This window comes from Erwinia plantamica, assembly GCF_043420595.1.
Taxonomy (GTDB): Bacteria; Pseudomonadota; Gammaproteobacteria; order Enterobacterales; family Enterobacteriaceae; genus Erwinia; species Erwinia aeris.
Map to the genome: position 1 here is coordinate 13,092 of NZ_JBGCUC010000028.1, position 19,989 is coordinate 33,080.

Here is a 19,989-nt window from a genome sequence, read left to right on the forward strand (position 1 = left end):
TCTTGTCAGACTCCCGATCATCGCGTGCAGGAATACGCGGATCCGATACGGGGAGACGGTAAGGACAAGGTGCCGGAAATTCTGGATACTAACCGTCAGATTGCTGAACATTTGTTACATTCAGAGGAAAACAGTGTTCAACAAGGAGTAAATATTAGATTCAAACTACAGGTAAGTGCGTAATGCAGTAAAAGTAAGTTAGCACGCTCTATGGCAAACGTCTAGCGATGAGCTAAAAATATGAACGAGGCAAAAAGAAAACCGAAGCGGGAAGCAGACTCGCGCCTGCGGTGAGCGCATATGGCCCACCGCAGCAGCAGAGCTGGTTAGCCCAGGTTCGCGTTCAGGAACTCTTTCAGCTGTCCTTTAGAAAGTGCGCCCACTTTCGTTGCCGCGACTTCGCCGTCTTTAAACAGCAGCAAAGTAGGAATACCGCGGATCCCGTATTTTGGCGCGGTGCCTGGGTTTTCGTCGATATTCAGTTTGGCGATAGTCAGTTTGCCGTCGTATTCTTCGGCGACTTCGTCAAGGATCGGGGCGATCATTTTGCACGGACCGCACCATTCTGCCCAGAAGTCGACCAGCGTCAAGCCTTCTGCTTTCAGGACGTCGGTTTCAAAGCTGTCATCGGTCAGGTGGACAATTTTATCGCTGCTCATGTCTTACTCCAAAAGATTATGCCTGGCTGCCTGGCGTAAAATCTGCCAACTTAGGTTGACTTTATTTCACCGGATACGCTTTCGTAAAGCAATAGTAAGCTGATATTCTACCACACTATGAGCAAAACACACTTAACCGAACAGAAGTTTTCCGACTTCGCCCTGCACCCTCAGGTCATTGAAGCCCTTGAAAATAAAGGCTTTCATAACTGCACGCCTATTCAGGCGCTGGCATTGCCTTTCACCCTTAACGGGCGTGATGTAGCGGGACAGGCGCAAACCGGTACCGGGAAAACGATGGCGTTTTTAACGTCAACGTTCCATCATCTTCTTTCTCACCCCGCGCCGGAAGGCCGTCAGGTCAATCAGCCGCGCGCGCTGATCCTGGCGCCAACCCGCGAATTGGCCGTGCAAATCCACGCCGATGCGGAACCGCTGGCGCAGGTGACCGGCCTGAAGCTGGGGCTGGCCTACGGCGGCGACGGCTACGATAAGCAGCTGAAAGTGCTGGAGAGCGGCGTCGATATTCTGATCGGCACCACCGGCAGGCTGATCGATTACGCTAAACAGAACCACGTGAATCTGGGCGCGATCCAGGTCGTGGTGCTGGATGAAGCCGACCGGATGTTCGATCTGGGCTTTATCAAAGATATCCGCTGGCTGTTCCGTCGGATGCCTGCGGCGAACCAGCGTCTGAATATGCTCTTCTCCGCTACCCTTTCCTTCCGCGTGCGCGAGCTGGCGTTCGAAAACATGAACAATGCCGAATATGTGGAAGTCGAGCCGGAGCAAAAAACCGGGCATCGCATTAAGGAAGAACTTTTTTATCCTTCTAATGAAGAAAAAATGCGTCTTCTGCAAACCCTGCTGGAAGAAGAGTGGCCGGATCGCGCCATTATCTTTGCCAACACCAAACACCGCTGTGAAGATATCTGGGGCCATCTGGCCGCGGACGGCCATCGCGTTGGCCTGCTGACCGGCGACGTGGCTCAGAAAAAACGCCTGCGTATCCTGGACGACTTTACCAAAGGCGACGTGGATATCCTGGTGGCCACTGACGTGGCGGCGCGCGGCCTGCATATTCCTGCGGTGACGCACGTCTTTAACTACGATTTGCCTGACGATCGCGAAGACTACGTGCATCGCATCGGCCGTACCGGCCGCGCGGGCGCCAACGGGCACTCAATCAGCCTGGCCTGTGAAGAATATGCGCTGAACCTGCCGGCGATTGAAGAATATATCGGCCACAGCATCACCGTAAGCCGCTACAACAGCGATGCGCTGATGACCGATCTGCCGCCGCCGAAGCGCCTGACACGCAGCCGTTCCGGTACCGGCCCGCGTCGCAGTAGCGGCCCGCGCCGCAGCGGCCCGCCGCGCAATAATAACCGCAAACGTTCAGGTTAACGCCATGCCCAGCGCCTCATCGCTTTATGCTGCAATAGATTTAGGATCTAACAGCTTTCATATGCTGGTGGTGCGCGAGGTGGCGGGCAGTATCCAGACCGTTGCGCGTATCAAACGCAAAGTCCGCCTGGCGGCCGGTCTGGACAGCGACAGCCGCCTCTCTGACGAGGCAATGGCGCGCGGCTGGCAGTGCCTGGCGCTGTTTTCGGAACAGCTACAGGATATTCCCACGGACCAAATCCGCGTGGTCGCTACGGCGACGCTGCGGCTGGCCGCCAACGCAGAGGCTTTTCTTTCCAGGGCGCAGAACATTCTGGGCTGCGCCATCAATGTGATCAGCGGCGAGGAAGAAGCCTGTCTGATCTATCAGGGCGTGGCGCACACCACCGGCGGCTCCGATAAGCGGCTGGTGGTCGATATTGGCGGCGGCAGCACCGAGCTGGTTACCGGCAGCGGTGCACAGCCCGGCGCTCTGTTCAGCCTGTCGATGGGCTGCGTCACCTGGCTGGAGCGTTATTTCGGCGACCGCCACCTCGGTAAAGATAATTTTGCCGCGGCGGAACAGGCAGCAAGCGACATGATCCGACCGGTTGCCTCAAAACTGCGCGAGCAGGGCTGGGAAATTTGCGTCGGCGCCTCCGGCACCGTGCAGGCGCTACAGGAAATCATGATGGCGCAGGGCATGGACGAACGCATTACGCTTGCCAAGCTCCAGCAGCTGAAACAGCGCGCCATTCAGTGCGGCAAGCTGGAAGAGCTGGAAATCGAAGGACTGACGCTGGAGCGCGCGCTGGTTTTCCCCAGCGGCCTCTCTATTCTGATCGCCATCTTCACCGAGCTGAACATCAGCAGCATGACGCTGGCCGGTGGCGCGCTGCGCGAAGGGCTGGTATACGGAATGCTCGGGCTGCCGGTCGATCGGGATATCCGTAGCCGTACCCTGCATAACATTCAGCGTCGTTTCGTGATTGATGCCGAACAGGCGGAACGCGTGCGCGCCCTGGCGGAGAGCTTTGGCCGTCAGGTCAGCCACAGCTGGAAGCTGGATGAACGCTGTCGGGAGCTGCTCAACAGCGCCTGCCTGATCCATGAAATCGGCCTCAGCGTCGATTTTAAACAGGCGCCGCAGCACGCTGCCTATCTGGTTCGCCATCTCGATCTGCCGGGCTTTACTCCGGCGCAGAAAAAGCTGCTGGCCACGCTGCTGCAAAACCAGGTCAACGGGATCGACCTGGCGCTGCTCAGCCAGCAAAACGCCGTACCGCCGCGCATGGCGGAAAGAATGTGCCGGCTGCTGCGGCTGGCGATTATTTTCGCCAGCCGTCGCCGTGACGATACGCTGCCTGCCGTGCGGCTCCATGCCGATGACGACGCGCTACAGCTGACGTTGCCGAACGGCTGGCTGGAAGCGCATCCGCTGCGGGCAGAACTGCTGGAGCAGGAAAGCCGCTGGCAGAGCTATGTGCACTGGCCGCTGACCGTCAGCTAAAGAATAAGGGGACAGCTTGCGTCCCCTTGCTTCACCCGCCAAAAGCCTATCCGGTGTTTTTTGCCTTATCCAGCATCGCCCGCAGTCCCGCTACGCGGCTTTGCCCGGTCTGCATCCGCTGTTCCGGGCTGACCACCTTGCGTTCCGTTTCCCAGTTGAGATCGTCCTGCGGCAGCTCCAGCAGAAAGCGGCTTGGCTCCGGACGGATCACTTCGCCATACTGACGGCGTTCGCGACACAGCGTAAAGGTCAGCTCTTTTTGCGCACGCGTGATGCCGACGTAGGCCAGCCGACGCTCCTCTTCCACATTGTTTTCATCAATGCTGCTCTGATGGGGCAACAGCCCTTCCTCCATGCCGACCAGATAAACATAGGGAAACTCCAGCCCTTTGGAAGCGTGCAGCGTCATCAGCTGTACCTGGTCCGCCTCTTCTTCGCTTTCGCCGCGCTCCATCATGTCGCGTAACGTAAAGCGGGTCACCACCTGCGTCAGCGTCATCGGCTCGTCGATATCGCTGCCTTCCAGCATTTCGGTCATCCACTGGAACAGCGTATTGACGTTTTTCATGCGCATTTCGGCGGCTTTTGGACTGGCGGAGGTTTCAAACAGCCAGCTTTCATAATCAATGCCGCGGATCAAATCCCGCACGGCGGCCACCGGCTCCCGCTCCGCCAGCTGCGCGACTTCCTGCAGCCAGAAAGTGAAGCGCTGTAGCGATTCCAGCCCGCGCCCGGCCAGCGTCTGGCCCAGCCCCATATCAAAACTGGCGGTGAACAGGCTTTTATTACGCTGCATCGCCCATTCGCCCAGCTTGCGCAGCGTGGTGGGGCCAATTTCACGCCGTGGCGTATTAACGATGCGCATAAAGGCGCTGTCGTCGTCAGGATTGGTCAACACGCGCAGATAGGCGAGCAGATCTTTGATTTCCGGCCGCGAAAAGAACGAGGTGCCGCCGGAGATGCGATAAGGAATGCGGTTCTGCATCAGCATTTTTTCAAAGACGCGCGACTGATGATTGCCGCGATAGAGAATGGCGTAATCTTTGTACTGCGTCCTGTTGATAAAATGGTGCGCTATCAGCTCGCCCGTCACGCGCTCGGCCTCGTGATCCTCGTGATTGGCCGTCACCACTTTCAGCTCCGCGCCATAGCCCAGCTCTGAGAACAGGCGTTTTTCAAACACGTGCGGGTTATTGGCGATCAAAATATTGGCCGCTTTCAGGATACGTTCGGAAGAACGGTAGTTCTGCTCCAGCTTGATAACCTGTAACGCCGGAAAATCCTCTTTCAGCAGCACCAGGTTCTGCGGTCTTGCGCCTCGCCAGGAGTAGATTGACTGATCGTCGTCGCCTACCACCGTGAAACGCGCGCGCGCACCGACCAACAGCTTCACCAGCTCGTACTGGCTGGTGTTGGTATCCTGATACTCATCCACCAGCAGGTAGCGGATACGCTGCTGCCAGCGCTCGCGCACTTCCAGATTGCGCTGGAACAACAGCGTCGGCAGCAGGATCAGGTCATCAAAATCCAGCACGTTGCAGGCTTTCAGATGCCGATCGTAAAGGCTGTAACAGTGAGCGAAAATTTTGTCGCGCTCGGATTGCGCCGCCGCCGCCGCGCGCGCAGGATCCAGCAGATCGTTTTTCCAGTTCGAGATCGTAGAGATCAGCTGTTGCAGCAGATTTTTATCGTTTTCCAGCCACTCTTCGGTCAGCTCTTTCAGCAGCGCCAGCTGATCCTGATCGTCAAACAGCGAGAAGTTGGACTTCATGCCCAATGCGGCGTATTCGCGTTTGATAATTTCCAGACCCAGCGTATGGAAAGTGGAAATCATCAGGCCACGCGCCTCTTTGCGGCCCAGCGTTTGCGCCACGCGTTCTTTCATCTCGCGCGAGGCTTTATTGGTAAAAGTCACCGCCGCAATATGGCGAGCCTGATAGCCGCATTCGCGGATCAGATGGGCAATTTTGTTGGTGATCACGCGCGTTTTGCCCGAGCCGGCGCCGGCCAGCACCAGACAGGGCCCGGTGACGAATTCGACGGCGTGTTGCTGACCAGGATTAAGACGCATAGGGGTTTACTCGATGAAATGACAGAGGGAAAGAAATCACAGCGTGGTAGTATAGCCAGCAGCATCCATACGACTCAAGGTACGATCATGGCAAAAACCGCAGCAGCACTCCATATCCTTGTAAAGGAAGAGAAACTGGCTCAGGACCTTCTGGCACAGCTGGAACAGGGCGCAGATTTTGAAAAACTGGCGAAAAAGCACTCTATCTGCCCGTCTGGCAAAAAAGGCGGCCACTTAGGCGAGTTCAAACAGGGCGCGATGGTGCCGGCTTTCGATAAAGTGGTGTTCTCCTGCCCGCTTATCACGCCTTACGGCCCGCTGCACACGCAGTTCGGCTATCACATCATCAAGGTGCTGTACCGTAATTAAGCGGGCCTTGCCTGCGCAACAGCTTCCGCTGGCCGTCGTGCTTGCGGAAGCTGTTTTTGCTTCCTCTTCTTTCCGCGTTCCCCTTCTTTCCCGCGCTTGCTTACTCTCGCGGCACTAATAGCGGCCAGCTCACGATAAACCAGGCCGGACTCACAGACTCCGTTGCGCCAGTCATGGCAGGATAAGCCGGATAATTAACTCATGGAGAGAGATATGCATTCGTTATTGCAGGCTTTAAAGACAAGGGAAGCTGTCTGGACGCAGTTTCGCCGCGATTTGCACCAGCATCCGGAAACGGGATTTGAAGAGCAGCGTACCAGCGAGCGAGTGGCGGCAAAGCTGCGGGAGTTTGGCTACAGCGTGCATCAGGGAATGGCAAAAACCGGCGTGGTCGCCACGTTAAAAGCAGGCAGCGGCACAAAAACGCTGGGGCTGCGCGCCGATATGGATGCCCTGCCGATGCAGGAAATCAGCGGCAAAAGCTGGTGCAGCAAAACCGCCGGAAAGTTTCACGGCTGCGGTCATGACGGCCATACCGCTATTCTGCTCTGCGCGGCGGAATATCTGGCCCGTCACCGAAACTTTAACGGTACACTCCGGCTGATTTTTCAGCCTGCGGAGGAGTTGTCCGGCGGGGGAAAAGCGATGCTTCGCGACGGCCTGCTGGAAAAATTCCCCTGCGATGCGCTGTTTGGCCTGCATAATATGCCTGGTCTGCCCTGCGGATCCTTCTACTTTAAAAAACATGCCGTGATGGCCTCTTCCGACAGGCTGGATATTATCGTTTCCGGCGCGGGCGCTCATGCCGCTATGCCGGAAAAAGGCGTGGATGCCACTCTGGTCGCCTGCCATATCGCTATAGCCCTCCAGACAATAGTTTCCCGGAACGTGTCGCCTTTCGCCCAGGCAGTGGTCACTATCGGCAGTATCCAGTCCGGCGAAGCGTTCAATATCATCAATGAAAAGGCGGTGCTGAAGCTGAGCGTCAGAGCGCTCGATCCTCAGGTGCGCCAGCTATTGCTGCAACGTATTCAGGATATTGCCCGTTTGCAGGCGGAAAGTTTTAACGCCAGCGCGGAGGTGGTGCACGTCAGCGGCAGCCCGGTATTGATTAACAGCGAACAGGAAACCGATTTTGCTATCGGCGTGGCGCGTGAGCTGGTCGACGAGTCGCTGATTTGTACCGATATGCCGCCGCTAATGGGCAGCGAAGATTTTGCTTTTCTGCTGGAGGCCCATCCCCACGGCGCTTACCTGATGGTGGGCGCTGGCGATGGCCCGATGGTGCATAACCCCGGCTACGATTTTAATGACGACATTATCGTGACTGCCGCCGCATTCTGGTGTTTGCTGACGCAGCGCTATCTGCAATAACGGCAGCAGCCACCGGCGGGAGGATAAGATAAGGCGGTAAAAACGCCAAAGGCGCGGCAAATTACCACGCCTTTGGTTATCAGCAGCGCGGTTAGCCCGCTACCGCGATACGTTTCATATCGGTCATATAGCCACGCAGCTTGCGGCCAACGGATTCGATAGGATGGTTGCGGATAGCTTCGTTAACGTCACGCAGCTGCGCGTTATCCACCGTAGTCGTGGTTGCCGTCGCCTTGCCCAGATCGCCCGTTTGTAACGTGCTCATAAACTCTTTCAGCAGCGGAACAGCCGCGTAAGAGAACAGATAGTTACCGTATTCGGCAGTGTCGGAGATCACCACGTTCATCTCGTACAGACGCTTACGAGCGATAGTGTTGGCGATCAGCGGCAGCTCGTGCAGCGATTCGTAGTAGGCAGACTCTTCGATAATGCCGGAAGCGACCATGGTTTCAAACGCCAGCTCAACGCCCGCTTTCACCATCGCAATCATCACCACGCCTTCGTCAAAATAATCCTGCTCGGCGATTTTACCTTCAAACTGCGGCGCGGTTTCAAAAGCAGTTTTACCGGTCTCTTCACGCCAGCCCAGCAGTTTTTTGTCGTCGTTGGCCCAGTCGGCCATCATGCCGGAAGAGAATTCGCCGGAGATGATGTCGTCCATGTGCTTCTGGAACAGCGGCGCCATAATGGTTTTCAGCTGTTCAGACAGCTCGAAAGCGCGCAGCTTAGCCGGGTTAGAGAGGCGATCCATCATCAGCGTGATGCCGCCCTGCTTCAGCGCTTCGGTCACGGTTTCCCAGCCGAACTGGATTAATTTTTCCGCGTAGGCCGGATCGGTGCCTTCCGCCACCAGCTTGTCGAAGCACAGCAGCGAACCAGCCTGTAACATGCCGCACAGGATGGTCTGCTCGCCCATCAGGTCGGACTTCACTTCCGCCACGAAGGACGATTCCAGCACGCCCGCGCGATGGCCGCCGGTTGCGGCTGCCCAGGCTTTGGCAATCGCCATGCCTTCGCCTTTTGGATCGTTTTCCGGGTGAACGGCGATGAGCGTAGGCACGCCGAAGCCACGCTTATACTCTTCACGCACTTCCGTACCCGGACATTTTGGCGCAACCATCACGACGGTAATGTCTTTACGGATCTGCTCGCCGACTTCTACGATATTAAAACCGTGCGAGTAGCCCAGCGCCGCGCCGTCTTTCATCAGCGGCTGTACGGCACGCACTACCGAGGTATGCTGTTTGTCCGGCGTCAGGTTTACCACCAGATCCGCCTGTGGGATCAGCTCTTCATAGGTGCCGACTTTAAAACCGTTTTCCGTCGCTTTACGCCAGGAAGCGCGTTTCTCCGCGATGGCTTCCGCGCGCAGCGCATAGGCGATATCCAGCCCGGAATCACGCATATTCAGGCCCTGGTTCAGACCCTGAGCACCACAGCCAACAATCACGACCTTTTTGCCTTTCAGGTAGCTTGCTTCGTCCGCAAATTCATCGCGCGCCATAAAGCGGCATTTACCTAATTGCGCCAGCTGATTGCGCAGGTTCAACGTGTTGAAATAGTTAGCCATGGGAACTCCTGAGGTTGTGTTCGTCTTTTATTTTATCGGTGATGCCGTATCACCCTCTTAATCCCCATCATATGACAGGAAATGTATTGCTTAAATTGATATATTAACAACGTCATATTGCAAATACTGCAACGCTAAAATGAGGCCGCAAGCGCATGGATTTACGCGATCTGAAACTCTTCCTGCATCTGGCCGAAAGCCGTCATTTTGGCCGCAGCGCGCGGGCGATGCACGTTAGCCCTTCTACGCTTTCCCGCCAGATCCAGCGGCTGGAGGAAGACCTGGGCCAGACGCTGTTTCTGCGCGACAACCGCACCGTTACGCTGACCGACGCCGGAGAACAGCTGCGCCAGTTTGCCCAGCAAACGCTGTTGCAATATCAGCAGCTGCGTCACGCCATTGGCCAGCACGGCCCGTCGCTGAGCGGCGAGCTGCGTCTGTTTTGCTCGGTAACGGCGGCCTATAGCCATCTGCCGCCGATCCTCGATCGCTTTCGCGCTGAACACCCGCTGGTGGAGATCAAACTGACCACCGGCGATCCTGCCGACGCAGTGGATAAGGTGCAGAGCGCCGAAGCCGATATCGCCATCGCCGGACGGCCGGAAACGCTGCCCGCCAGCATTGGCTTTACGGCCTTAGGCCCGATCCCGCTGGTGCTGATCGCGCCCGCGCTGCCCTGTCCGGTTCGTAGCCAGGCCAGCCAGCCGGAACCGGACTGGCCGCAGATCCCGTTTATCCTGCCCGACCAGGGGCCGACCCGACAGCGTATCGATCTCTGGTTCCGTCGCCGCCGCATCGCCAGTCCGCTGATTTACGCCACCGTGGCGGGGCATGAGGCTATCGTCTCGATGGTGGCGCTGGGCTGCGGCGTGGCGCTGATCCCGGACGTGGTGCTGGAGAACAGCCCGGAGCCGATCCGTAACCGTATTCTGGAACTGGAAAATATTGATATTGTCGCGCCGCTGGAGCTGGGCGTCTGCGTACAGAAAAAGCGGCTCAACGAGCCGCTGATTGATGCGTTCTGGAGCCTGCTTTAGCCCGCCAGGAAGAAGCTGAAGGCCGGGTTATGGGTTTCGTCATGACAATCATAGCCCAGAGCCGCCAGATGTTCTTCAAACTGCGGTTCGTTCTCGCCCAGCTCGAATCCCGCCAGCACGCGTCCATAGTCCGTACCGTGGCTGCGATAGTGAAACAGCGAAATATTCCAGTGGGTGCCCAGCGTCTGCAAAAAGCGCAGCAGCGCGCCGGGCGCTTCCGGGAACTCAAAGCTGTAAAGCCGTTCTTTAAGCGGCTTTGACGGGCGACCGCCGACCATATAGCGCACGTGCAGCTTCGCCATTTCATCGTCGGAGAGATCCACCACCTTATAACCGCCTTCGTTCAGCAGCTGCAGGATTTCATGTCGCTCTTCCAGACCGCGCGTCAGCCGCACGCCGACAAAAATGCAGGCGTTGTCCGGGTCCGCGAAGCGGTAGTTAAACTCGGTAACGGCGCGTCCGCCCAGCAGCTGGCAGAACTTCAAAAAACTGCCCTTTTGCTCGGGGATCGTAACCGCCAGCAGCGCCTCACGCTGTTCCCCCAGCTCGCAGCGTTCGGAAACGTAGCGCAGGCCGTGAAAATTGACGTTGGCGCCGGAAAGAACATGCGCCAGCCGCTCGCCTTTGATCTGATGCTGCTGGATATATTTTTTCATGCCCGCCAGCGCCAGCGCGCCGGAAGGCTCCGCGACGGCACGCACGTCTTCAAACAGATCCTTCATCGCCGCGCAGATAGCATCGCTGTCCACGGTGATAATGTCGTCAAGATATTCCTGGCACAGCCGGAAGGTTTCGCTGCCGATCCGCTTCACCGCCACGCCTTCGGCAAACAGCCCGACGCGCGGCAGATCGACCGGCTCGCCCGCTTCCAGCGCCGCTTTCAGACAGGCGGAGTCTTCCGCTTCCACCGCAATGACCTTGATCTGCGGCATCAGCTGTTTGATCAGCACCGCCACCCCAGCCGCCAGGCCGCCGCCGCCAACGGGCACAAAAATACGGTCGAGATGCGCATCCTGTTGCAGCAGCTCCATCGCCAGCGTGCCCTGTCCGGCAATCACCATCGGATGGTCGAACGGCGGCACAAAGGTGTAGCCCTTTTGTGCCGCCAGCTCCAGCGCCTTCGCTTTCGCTTCGTCAAAATTGGCGCCAAACAGGTAAGCCTCACCGCCAAACGCCCGCACGGCCTCTACTTTGATATCAGCCGTCGCTACCGGCATGACGATCAGAGATTTAATCCCCAACCGGGTCGCCGACAGCGCTACGCCTTGGGCATGATTGCCCGCCGAAGCGGTCACCACGCCGCTGGCCTTTTGCTCCTCGTTAAGCGAAGCGATCATCGCGTAGGCGCCGCGCACTTTGAAGCTGTGCACCGGCTGACGATCTTCGCGTTTAACCAGTACCGTATTACCAAGACGAGAGGAGATTTTCTCCATCTTTTGTAGGGGCGTGACCTGCGCAACTTCGTAAACCGGCGCACGGAGTACCGCTCGCAGATACTCCGCGCCGCAAGGCTCGGCGGATAACGGTTGAGACTCAGCCATGTTTTAGCCTCCCAGCTTGCTTTTGTCGCGTACTGCGCCTTTGTCCGCACTGGTCGCCAGTAAAGCGTAGGCGCGCAGAGCAAAGGAAACCTGACGTTCGCGGTTATGAGGCGTATAGGCCGCGTCGCCGCGCGCCTCTTCCTCTTCACGACGCGCGTGCAGTTCGTTGTCCGGCACATCCAGTTTGATGCCGCGATTCGGAATATCGATATCAATCATGTCGCCGTCTTTCACCAGCGCGATGGTGCCGCCGCTGGCTGCTTCCGGCGAAGCGTGACCGATAGAAAGCCCTGAGGTGCCGCCAGAGAAACGGCCATCGGTGATCAGCGCGCAGCTTTTGCCCAGCCCCATCGATTTCAGGTAGGTGGTCGGATAAAGCATTTCCTGCATTCCCGGCCCGCCTTTCGGCCCTTCGTAGCGGATCACCACCACGTCGCCCGCCACGACTTTGCCGCCGAGGATGGCCGCTACCGCATCGTCCTGACTTTCGTAGACTTTGGCCGGGCCGCGGAAGGTGTGGCTCTCTTTTTCTACGCCAGCGGTTTTCACGATACAGCCATCTTCTGCCAGATTGCCATACAGCACGGCAAGGCCGCCGTCCTGGCTGAAGGCATGTTCACGGGAGCGGATGCAGCCTTCCTGACGGTCATCGTCCAGCGTTTCCCAGCGCGTATCCTGTGAGAACGCCTGGGTGGTGCGGATCCCGGCCGGGCCGGCGCGGAACATTTTTTTCACCGCCTCGTCTTTGGTCAGCATGATGTCGTACTGTTGCAGCGTTTCCTGCAGGCTCAGGCCCAGCACGTTGCGCACGCTGTTATCCATCAGACCCGCCCGATCCAGCTCGCCCAGAATGCCGATGACGCCACCAGCGCGGTGTACGTCTTCCATATGGTATTTCGGGGTGCTTGGCGCAACCTTACAGAGATGCGGCACCTTGCGGGAAAGCCGATCGATATCGGAGATATTAAAATCGATTTCGCCTTCCTGCGCGGCGGCCAGCAGGTGCAGAACGGTATTGGTCGAGCCGCCCATCGCGATATCCAGCGTCATCGCGTTTTCAAAGGCGGCCTTGCTGGCGATATTACGCGGCAGCACGCTTTCGTCATCCTGCTCGTAGTAGCGTTTCGCCAGGCCAACGATGCGTTCGCCTGCCTTCAGGAACAGCGCCTTACGATCGGCATGGGTTGCCAGCAGCGAGCCGTTGCCCGGCTGCGACAGGCCCAGCGCCTCCGTCAGACAGTTCATTGAGTTAGCGGTAAACATGCCGGAGCAGGAACCGCAGGTCGGACAGGCTGACCGTTCGATTTTATCGCTGTCTTCGTCGCTGACGTTCGGGTTAGCGCCCTGGATCATCGCATCAACCAGATCCAGCTTGATGATCTTATCGGAAAGTTTGGTTTTCCCGGCTTCCATCGGGCCGCCGGAAACAAAGATCACCGGAATATTCAGGCGCAGGGAAGCCATCAGCATTCCCGGCGTGATTTTGTCGCAGTTAGAGATACAGACCATGGCGTCCGCGCAGTGGGCGTTGACCATGTATTCGACCGAGTCGGCGATCAGCTCGCGCGAAGGCAGAGAGTAAAGCATACCGCCGTGCCCCATCGCGATGCCATCATCGACAGCGATAGTGTTGAACTCTTTGGCGACGCCGCCGGAAGCTTCAATCTGTTCGGCAACCAGTTTGCCCAGGTCGCGTAAATGTACGTGCCCCGGTACGAACTGCGTAAAGGAGTTGACCACGGCAATGATAGGCTTGCCAAAATCGTCGTCGGTCATACCCGTGGCGCGCCACAGCGCGCGGGCACCGGCCATATTACGGCCATGAGTGGTGGTGGCGGAACGGTACTTAGGCATGCTCATACTCCAGAATCAGATGATACACGGGCGTCAAACGACGCCCGTAAAATGTCATTGTTGTGGGTTGACCGGATCCAGCCAGCCCCACTTGTCTTCGGTTTCGCCGGTAAACAGCCCAAAGAAAGCGGACTGGATGCGGGTCGTGATCGGGCCGCGTTTGCCTTCGCCAACCTGAATGCCGTCCACGCTGCGTACCGGGGTGATTTCCGCCGCCGTACCGGACATAAAGATTTCGTCGGCCAGATAGAGCGATTCGCGGGAAAGCACCTGCTCGCGTACCTCAATGCCCATCTCTTTCGCCAGTTTGATGATGGCGTCGCGCGTAATGCCCGGCAGCGCAGAGGAGGTAAACGGCGGCGTAAACAGGATGCCGTCTTTCACTTCAAACAGGTTCTCGCCGGCGCCTTCAGAGATATAGCCCTGGGTATCCAGCGCGATGCCTTCCTGATAGCCGTGACGGCGCGCTTCACTGCCCACCAGCAGAGAGGAAAGGTAGTTGCCGCCCGCTTTCGCTGCGGTTGGCAGCGTGTTTGGCGCCACGCGGTTCCAGGAGGAAACCATCGCATCAATACCCTGCTCCAGCGCTTCCGGGCCCAGGTAAGCGCCCCACGGGAAGGCGGCAATGATCACATCGGTGCTGTAGCCGTCCGGCGGGTTCACGCCCAGGCCCACGTCGCCGACGAAAACCAGCGGGCGAATATAAGCGCTGGTCAGCTTGTTGACGCGCAGCACTTCGCGGCAGGCTTCCATGAGCTCATCAACGCTCTGGCTGACCGGAAAGCGATAGATCTTTGCAGAGTCGTGCAGACGCTGCATATGTTCACGATGGCGGAAGACTACCGGGCCTTTGTGCGAGTCATAGCAGCGGACGCCTTCAAATACGGAGGTGCCGTAGTGCAGCGCGTGGGACATGACGCTAACTTTCGCCTCTTCCCACTTCACCATCTCGCCATTGAACCAGATAAAGTCAGCTTTCTTCGTCATTCTTCTTTCCTTTTCGCGCTCAGGCGCGGATTTGTTGTGTTGTCTGGTGTTGGATGTGAACGGTGGCAACATCCATCAACTTGCTTAACTGTGTTGACAGTAAATCGACCGGGCGCTGGCTGACAACGGTCATGGCAATATTTATGCTGTCGCTATTTTCGCCGGAAGACATATTCATTGCGCAAACCTGAAAGCCGCGATGGCGAACAACGCGCAGGATGCGTTCCAGGATTTCAGGGCGCAGGCGCGCCTCTATGGATAACTGATGCTGCATCATGAGGTTTTCTCCATCATATTTTCGTTGCTGGCACCCGGCGGCACCAGCGGCCAGACGTTTTCAAGTTCATCAATGGCGACATGCAGCATGTAAGGCCCTTCGCTGTTCAGCAAAGCGTCTACCGCGGCAGCCACCTGGTCTTTACGGGTAATGCGCTGGCCGGGAATGTCGAAAGCGCGGGCCAGCATCAGGAAATCGGGGTTGTCGGAGAGATTGGTTTCGCTGTAGCGCTCCGAGAAAAACAGCTGCTGCCACTGGCGCACCATGCCCAGACGCTGGTTATCCAGCAAAACGATTTTTACCGGCAGCTGCTTGCGCTTGATGGTGCCCAGCTCCTGTACATTCATCATAAAAGAGCCGTCGCCCGACACGCAGATCACGGTATCTTCCGGTCGGGCGACCTGCGCGCCCACGGCGGCCGGCAGTCCGAAGCCCATCGTGCCGAGACCGCTGGAAGTAATAAAATCTTCCGGCTGGTTAAAGCTCATATGCTGCGCTGTCCACATCTGGTGCTGGCCGACATCGGTGGTAACAACCGCGCTTGCCGGTTTACGATCGGAGAGCTGTTTCAGAAACAGCGGCGCATAGATAGCCTGGCCCGGATGATCGTAACGCCAGCCGTGATCGGCCTTCAGCGCCTGCACGTGCTCGCGCCATGCGCTGATTTCCGTCGGATGATATAAGTCCGGCAGCAGCTTATTGAGGTCGCCTCGCAATCCCACATGCGCCTGGCGCAATTTGTTCAGCTCGGCGGGATCGATATCCATATGGATAACGCTGGCATGAGGAGCAAACGTATCCAGCTTGCCGGTTACGCGATCGTCAAAACGGGCGCCGACGGCAATCAGCAGGTCACATTGCTGGACGGCAAAGTTGGCGGCCTTGGTGCCGTGCATACCCAACATTCCCAGATAACAGGCATCCTGAGGATCCGGCGCGCCCAGGCCTTTCAGCGTGGCGACGGTAGGAATGCCCGTTTCGCGAGCGAACGCACGCAGGGCCTCTACGGCACCGGCCATGCCAACACCGCCGCCCACGTACAAAACCGGTTTCTTAGCCTGAGCCAGCATGGCGCGCGCCTGCGCCAACGCCTGATGAGGATGCGCCGCTTCGTCTTCAACCGCCGCCAGATGGGCTGTCAGCTCGCCGCTGGCTAACTGGATATCTTTAGGGATGTCGATCAGCACTGGGCCGGGACGACCGGAGCGGGCGATGGCGAAAGCTTCGGCCATGATTTCCGGCAGCTCTTCCAGCGAGCCGACCAGGAAGCTGTGTTTGGTACAGGCCAACGACAGGCCGAGCACGTCAATTTCCTGAAAAGCGTCGGTGCCGATCAGGCCGCCGGCAACCTGGCCGGTAATCGCCACCACCGGCACGGAATCCATCATTGCATCAGCCAGCCCGGTGATAAGGTTGGTCGCGCCGGGGCCGGACGTGGCGATGCAAACGCCGACTTTTCCGGTAGAACGGGCATAACCGATGGCGGCCATGGCAGCACCCTGCTCATGTCGGCACAGTAGATGTTCGACGCCGCCATCATAGAGCGCATCATAGACGGGCATAATCGCACCACCCGGATAGCCGAAAACAGTCTCGACTCCCTGCCCACGCAACGCCTGAACCACCCACTGAGCACCATTCATAGTTATTTCCCCGCCTCTCGCTGGGAACAACAGCATTTTATTCTACTGTTCATCTTCTGTTCCTCTGTCGTTGATAGCCTGTCAGCCCTGCCAAAAAAAAACCCCCGGACCTTTCGGTGCGGGGGTTCTTCTGAATTCAGGCTTGATTTTTAAGCCTTTCTTCCTCCGAGCGTAGCCCCGCACGGCGTGATAATAATCACGACGACGTTGATAATGACAAGGCTTAGGACTCGTAGAAGGGCTTTCATTTAGATTCGATAAATTCACTTGTTCGAAGTAATGCCTACAGAGTTATCACAGTTAGCGCGATGCATTCAACTTTTTTCATCACTTTATTTTATGATGGCCGCCGCGATTAATAAAAAACCAACCGTTAATCAAGGAATAAGCTAAATCCTGAAAATTATTCATTACGTACCAGACGCAATGGCTTTGCCCTGTTTTTATGGGTCGCGTCGAATTTTTATAAAGGCTCCGGGAAGCGATATTTTTTGCGAGCCGCTTCGATAAGCGGAATATCGGCTCTCGTCACCCGTCAGGAAGCAGGACAGAATACGACCATAAGGAGTTTTTATGTCGCTATCTGTTACCTATACGCGTGCGGCTATCGGCGTGGAAGCGCCTCTGGTAACCGTTGAAGTGCATTTAAGTAATGGCCTGCCTGCTCTGACGCTGGTCGGCCTGCCGGAAACCACGGTTAAGGAAGCGCGTGAACGTGTCCGGAGCGCGCTGATAAACTGCGGCTTCACCTTTCCCGCGCGACGCATTACCGTGAATCTTGCGCCAGCCGATCTGCCCAAAGAAGGCGGCCGATACGATCTCCCTATCGCCATAGCGATTTTGGCGGCCTCAGAGCAAATTTGCGGAGAAAAACTGGGGCAGTATGAGTTACTGGGAGAATTAGCATTGACGGGTGCTCTGCGAGGCGTACAGGCTGCTATTCCTGCTGCCATGGCGGCGGCAGAGGCGAAGCGGACGCTGATCCTCTCCACGGACAACGGTCATGAGGCCAGCCTTGTAAAACATGCGCATAGCCGTCTTGCGAATAGCCTGCTTGACGTATGCGCTTATTTAAATGGACAGGCGGATCTCCAGCAGGCCAGCTATGCTCCCACCGACATCATTATGCCCGCCGAGGATTTAAGCGAGGTCATCGGCCAGCAGCAGGCTAAAAGAGCGCTGGAGATCGCCGCTGCCGGTGGTCATAACCTGCTGCTGATTGGCCCGCCCGGCACGGGCAAGACGATGCTGGCGACCCGTCTTGCAGGTTTGCTGCCGCCGCTGAGCGATCGGGAAGCGCTGGAGAGCGCCGCTATCGCCAGCGTGGCGGGTTCGTCGCTGGCTGACCACCCATGGCGTCAGCGACCTTTCCGGGCGCCGCATCATACCTCTTCGCGCTATGCGCTGGTTGGCGGCGGCACCTTGCCTAAACCCGGTGAGATCTCCCTGGCGCATAACGGCGTACTGTTTCTTGATGAACTGCCGGAGTTTGAACGCAGGACGCTGGATGCCCTGCGAGAGCCTGTCGAGTCGGGAAGTATTTCCCTGTCGCGCGCTAAAGCAAAGGTCATCTATCCGGCGCGATTTCAGCTGGTGGCTGCCATGAATCCCAGCCCTACCGGTCAGCATGGCGTAAAGCACAACCGCAGCACCCCTCAACAGACGCTGCGCTATCTCAGCCGTCTTTCCGGTCCGTTCCTCGATCGTTTCGACCTCTCGCTGGAAGTCCCCCTCCTGCCGCCCGGCACATTAAGCCAGGCTTCCGTCAGCGAATCCAGCGCAACGGTGCGTCAGCGGGTTCTCGCCGCCAGAAACGTTCAGCTAACGCGGGCCAGAGCGATTAACGGGAAGTTAACGCCAGGCGATATACGGCGATTTTGTGAAATAAGCAAAGAGGATGCGAGCTGGCTGGAAGAGGTGCTTAATCAGCTGGGACTTTCCGTTCGCGCCTGGCAGCGCATTTTGAAAGTAGCCCGAACCATTGCTGATTTAGCGGAAAAAGAGAGTATTAAACGGGAGCATTTACTTGAAGCATTAAGCTATCGGGCAATGGACAGATTGCTGGTTCATCTGCTTAACAGTCTGGAATAGGTTTTTATCTTGCAAAAAAGCGTTTATCGCTGACAATAAAGGGGCCGAAGCCCCTTTATCATTAATCATCGCTGTCCGAATAGTCTTCCACGCCTTCCATCTGCGGCTTGCCGCCGGAAAGCGTATGAAAACGCTTTGGACGTTTGATACGCGTCATATACTTTGACCATACCCGTTCTGCTTCGGACTGAGGTTCGCGTACACCACGGCATACCTCAATAAACAGACGCTCTTCTTCCGTTGCGGGTTCACGCTTTGCCAAATCCAGCTCGTTAAAAGCGTAACCATAACGCTCAAGAAGTTGAGCTTCTTTGATAGTGAAATCACCGTGGCGCGAGAAACCGCGTGGGTAATGTTTGTTATCGAAAAAACGATTCGTTGTTGCGAAGCTTTCCGCCATTTTACACGCTCCTAACTCTTTTATGGCCGTGCTATTTATGGCGCGGAGTATTAGATACGCTTGACAGAGTGTAAAACAAAACATTTAAATCATGACGACAAATGATTTTCAGGAGACGGATGTGGATACGGAATTATTAAAGACCTTTCTTGAAGTGAGCAGAACCCGCCACTTTGGACGTGCCGCTGAAGCGCTCTATCTCACGCAATCTGCCGTAAGTTTTCGCATCAGGCAGCTGGAAAATCAGCTGGGCGTTAACCTTTTTACGCGTCACCGTAACAATATCCGTCTGACGTCAGCGGGCGAAAGGCTGCTTCCTTATGCCGAAAGCCTGATGAGCACCTGGATGATGGCCAAAAAAGAGGTCGCGCATACCCAGCAGCATCATGAACTTTCTATCGGTGCCAGCGCTTCTCTTTGGGAAGCTTATCTGACGCCCTGGCTACAAACGCTGTATGAAAATCGGGAAGATTTGCACCTGGAGGCAAGAGTGGCTCAGCGTCATTTGCTGGTTAAACAGCTGCATGAGCGCCAGTTGGATCTGCTAATCACTACGGAAGCGCCTAAAATGGACGAACTGACCAGCCAGCAGATCGGTCATATTTCGCTAACGCTTTATCGATCGCGGCAATCGGAGAAGCGTGAAAAGTATGATTACATCAAGCTGGAATGGGGCGCTGATTTTCATCAGCATGAAAGCTATCTGGCGGGCGCGGACGATGTCCCCGTGCTGACAACAACGTCAGCCCATCTGACACGTCAGCTACTGCATACCACCGGTGCCTGTGCTTTCTTACCGGATATCTGGCACAGCGAGTATCCCGATTTATCCGTTATTCCGGATACGCCCGTCGCCGTACGCCCGCTTTACGCCGTCTGGCTGCAAAACAGCGATCAGCAGTCACACATCAGACAGTTGCTCAAGTTTCCGGTTAATACGCCTTAGTTTAAGTTTCCGGTCATACGCCCTGGTTTAAGTTTCCGGTCATATGCCCTTGTTTCAGGGCCTTCAGGACAGAATGGTCAGCTGCTGGCCATTTCCTGACTTTAATATCAAGAGGTAAGGTCGTTTGATATGCAGGGATAAAGGTTAGAATCCGGTGAGAAACAGTACAGACAAGCAGGACAAGCAGGACAGGCAGAACAGGCAGAACAGGCAGAACAGGCAGAACAGGCAGAACAGGCAGAACAGGCAGAACAGGCAGAACAGGCAGAACAGG

General features: G+C 56.8%; 17 protein-coding genes. 7 read left to right on the forward strand and 10 right to left on the reverse strand.

Annotation, left to right across the window (positions count from 1 at the left end; all coding sequences use genetic code 11):
• Positions 1-326 precede the first annotated feature (326 nt).
• Positions 327-659 carry a thioredoxin TrxA gene (gene trxA / locus AB3U87_RS20880; RefSeq protein ID WP_125290733.1) on the reverse strand — a complete coding sequence of 111 codons (333 nt, stop codon included), beginning with the start codon at positions 657-659 and terminating at the stop codon, positions 327-329.
• A 117-nt stretch (positions 660-776) separates the two neighbouring features.
• On the opposite strand from trxA, the gene rhlB reads away from it, so the two are divergent.
• Both rhlB and gppA read left to right on the forward strand, forming a co-directional pair.
• The gene (gene rhlB / locus AB3U87_RS20885; protein ID WP_253457186.1) at positions 777-2,066 is read left to right on the forward strand and encodes an ATP-dependent RNA helicase RhlB; all 1,290 of its coding nucleotides are present in this window, start codon (positions 777-779) and stop codon (positions 2,064-2,066) included.
• Positions 2,067-2,070: 4 nt separating this feature from the next.
• Positions 2,071-3,555 carry a guanosine-5'-triphosphate,3'-diphosphate diphosphatase gene (gppA, locus tag AB3U87_RS20890; RefSeq protein ID WP_253457183.1) on the forward strand — a complete coding sequence of 495 codons (1,485 nt, stop codon included), beginning with the start codon at positions 2,071-2,073 and terminating at the stop codon, positions 3,553-3,555.
• Positions 3,556-3,601: 46 nt separating this feature from the next.
• Here gppA and rep read toward each other — a convergent pair whose 3' ends face one another.
• On the reverse strand, positions 3,602-5,626 hold the full coding sequence (gene rep / locus AB3U87_RS20895; RefSeq protein WP_253457181.1) for a DNA helicase Rep: 2,025 nt from the start codon (positions 5,624-5,626) through the stop codon (positions 3,602-3,604).
• Between the two features lie 87 nt (positions 5,627-5,713).
• Between rep and ppiC the strand changes: the two genes are divergently transcribed.
• The gene (gene ppiC, locus AB3U87_RS20900; RefSeq protein ID WP_125290737.1) at positions 5,714-5,995 is read left to right on the forward strand and encodes a peptidylprolyl isomerase PpiC; all 282 of its coding nucleotides are present in this window, start codon (positions 5,714-5,716) and stop codon (positions 5,993-5,995) included.
• A gap of 213 nt (positions 5,996-6,208) precedes the next feature.
• Positions 6,209-7,369 carry a M20 aminoacylase family protein gene (locus AB3U87_RS20905; protein WP_253457178.1) on the forward strand — a complete coding sequence of 387 codons (1,161 nt, stop codon included), beginning with the start codon at positions 6,209-6,211 and terminating at the stop codon, positions 7,367-7,369.
• Between the two features lie 91 nt (positions 7,370-7,460).
• On the opposite strand, the gene ilvC is transcribed toward AB3U87_RS20905, so the two are convergent.
• Positions 7,461-8,939, reverse strand: coding sequence for a ketol-acid reductoisomerase (gene ilvC, locus AB3U87_RS20910; protein WP_253457175.1), 1,479 nt, complete (start codon positions 8,937-8,939; stop codon positions 7,461-7,463).
• 155 nt (positions 8,940-9,094) lie between these two features.
• On the opposite strand from ilvC, the gene ilvY reads away from it, so the two are divergent.
• The gene (gene ilvY / locus AB3U87_RS20915) at positions 9,095-9,976 is read left to right on the forward strand and encodes an HTH-type transcriptional activator IlvY (RefSeq protein ID WP_125290740.1); all 882 of its coding nucleotides are present in this window, start codon (positions 9,095-9,097) and stop codon (positions 9,974-9,976) included.
• Here ilvY and ilvA read toward each other — a convergent pair.
• The 6 genes from ilvA to AB3U87_RS20945 all read right to left on the reverse strand — a co-directional run bounded on the left by ilvA (position 9,973) and on the right by AB3U87_RS20945 (position 16,526).
• Positions 9,973-11,517, reverse strand: a complete 1,545-nt coding sequence (ilvA, locus tag AB3U87_RS20920) for a threonine ammonia-lyase, biosynthetic (RefSeq protein ID WP_253457172.1) — start codon at positions 11,515-11,517, stop codon at positions 9,973-9,975. The two genes, ilvY and ilvA, sit on opposite strands and share 4 nt — an antisense overlap.
• Before the next feature lie 3 nt (positions 11,518-11,520).
• The gene (ilvD, locus tag AB3U87_RS20925; RefSeq protein ID WP_253457170.1) at positions 11,521-13,371 is read right to left on the reverse strand and encodes a dihydroxy-acid dehydratase; all 1,851 of its coding nucleotides are present in this window, start codon (positions 13,369-13,371) and stop codon (positions 11,521-11,523) included.
• Between the two features lie 54 nt (positions 13,372-13,425).
• Positions 13,426-14,358 carry a branched-chain amino acid transaminase gene (locus AB3U87_RS20930; RefSeq protein ID WP_253457167.1) on the reverse strand — a complete coding sequence of 311 codons (933 nt, stop codon included), beginning with the start codon at positions 14,356-14,358 and terminating at the stop codon, positions 13,426-13,428.
• Between the two features lie 19 nt (positions 14,359-14,377).
• A complete protein-coding gene (gene ilvM / locus AB3U87_RS20935; RefSeq protein ID WP_394150364.1) occupies positions 14,378-14,635 on the reverse strand; it encodes an acetolactate synthase 2 small subunit in 258 nt (85 codons plus the stop codon).
• Complete coding sequence (gene ilvG / locus AB3U87_RS20940) at positions 14,632-16,278, reverse strand: acetolactate synthase 2 catalytic subunit (RefSeq protein ID WP_253457164.1); 1,647 nt, start codon at positions 16,276-16,278, stop codon at positions 14,632-14,634. The genes ilvM and ilvG overlap by 4 nt, the downstream gene beginning before the upstream one ends.
• A gap of 149 nt (positions 16,279-16,427) precedes the next feature.
• Positions 16,428-16,526: an IlvGEDA operon leader peptide gene (locus AB3U87_RS20945; protein ID WP_125290746.1), complete on the reverse strand. Its 99-nt coding sequence runs from the start codon at positions 16,524-16,526 to the stop codon at positions 16,428-16,430.
• A gap of 325 nt (positions 16,527-16,851) precedes the next feature.
• Between AB3U87_RS20945 and AB3U87_RS20950 the strand changes: the two genes are divergently transcribed.
• Complete coding sequence (locus tag AB3U87_RS20950; protein WP_253457161.1) at positions 16,852-18,369, forward strand: YifB family Mg chelatase-like AAA ATPase; 1,518 nt, start codon at positions 16,852-16,854, stop codon at positions 18,367-18,369.
• A gap of 61 nt (positions 18,370-18,430) precedes the next feature.
• Here the strand turns inward: AB3U87_RS20950 and AB3U87_RS20955 are convergent, their stop codons facing one another.
• A complete protein-coding gene (locus tag AB3U87_RS20955; protein WP_125290748.1) occupies positions 18,431-18,769 on the reverse strand; it encodes a MaoP family protein in 339 nt (112 codons plus the stop codon).
• Between the two features lie 121 nt (positions 18,770-18,890).
• On the opposite strand from AB3U87_RS20955, the gene hdfR reads away from it, so the two are divergent.
• Entirely contained in the window at positions 18,891-19,715 is an 825-nt protein-coding gene (gene hdfR / locus AB3U87_RS20960; RefSeq protein ID WP_253457158.1) for an HTH-type transcriptional regulator HdfR, read from the forward strand.
• The last annotated feature ends 274 nt before the right edge of the window (positions 19,716-19,989 follow it).

Bases quoted from the DNA above. Each gene is read 5' to 3' on its own strand.
- AB3U87_RS20905 (WP_253457178.1), top strand. From the start codon at position 6,209: ATGCATTCGTTATTGCAGGCTTTAAAGACAAGGGAAGCTGTCTGGACG.
- rep (WP_253457181.1), bottom strand. From the start codon at position 5,626: ATGCGTCTTAATCCTGGTCAGCAACACGCCGTCGAATTCGTCACCGGG.
- AB3U87_RS20945 (WP_125290746.1), bottom strand. From the start codon at position 16,526: ATGAAAGCCCTTCTACGAGTCCTAAGCCTTGTCATTATCAACGTCGTC.
- ilvA (WP_253457172.1), bottom strand. From the start codon at position 11,517: ATGGCTGAGTCTCAACCGTTATCCGCCGAGCCTTGCGGCGCGGAGTAT.
- AB3U87_RS20930 (WP_253457167.1), bottom strand. From the start codon at position 14,358: ATGACGAAGAAAGCTGACTTTATCTGGTTCAATGGCGAGATGGTGAAG.
- ilvC (WP_253457175.1), bottom strand. From the start codon at position 8,939: ATGGCTAACTATTTCAACACGTTGAACCTGCGCAATCAGCTGGCGCAA.
- AB3U87_RS20955 (WP_125290748.1), bottom strand. From the start codon at position 18,769: ATGGCGGAAAGCTTCGCAACAACGAATCGTTTTTTCGATAACAAACAT.
- AB3U87_RS20950 (WP_253457161.1), top strand. From the start codon at position 16,852: ATGTCGCTATCTGTTACCTATACGCGTGCGGCTATCGGCGTGGAAGCG.
- trxA (WP_125290733.1), bottom strand. From the start codon at position 659: ATGAGCAGCGATAAAATTGTCCACCTGACCGATGACAGCTTTGAAACC.
- ilvG (WP_253457164.1), bottom strand. From the start codon at position 16,278: ATGAATGGTGCTCAGTGGGTGGTTCAGGCGTTGCGTGGGCAGGGAGTC.
- ppiC (WP_125290737.1), top strand. From the start codon at position 5,714: ATGGCAAAAACCGCAGCAGCACTCCATATCCTTGTAAAGGAAGAGAAA.
- ilvD (WP_253457170.1), bottom strand. From the start codon at position 13,371: ATGCCTAAGTACCGTTCCGCCACCACCACTCATGGCCGTAATATGGCC.
- ilvY (WP_125290740.1), top strand. From the start codon at position 9,095: ATGGATTTACGCGATCTGAAACTCTTCCTGCATCTGGCCGAAAGCCGT.
- gppA (WP_253457183.1), top strand. From the start codon at position 2,071: ATGCCCAGCGCCTCATCGCTTTATGCTGCAATAGATTTAGGATCTAAC.
- rhlB (WP_253457186.1), top strand. From the start codon at position 777: ATGAGCAAAACACACTTAACCGAACAGAAGTTTTCCGACTTCGCCCTG.
- ilvM (WP_394150364.1), bottom strand. From the start codon at position 14,635: ATGATGCAGCATCAGTTATCCATAGAGGCGCGCCTGCGCCCTGAAATC.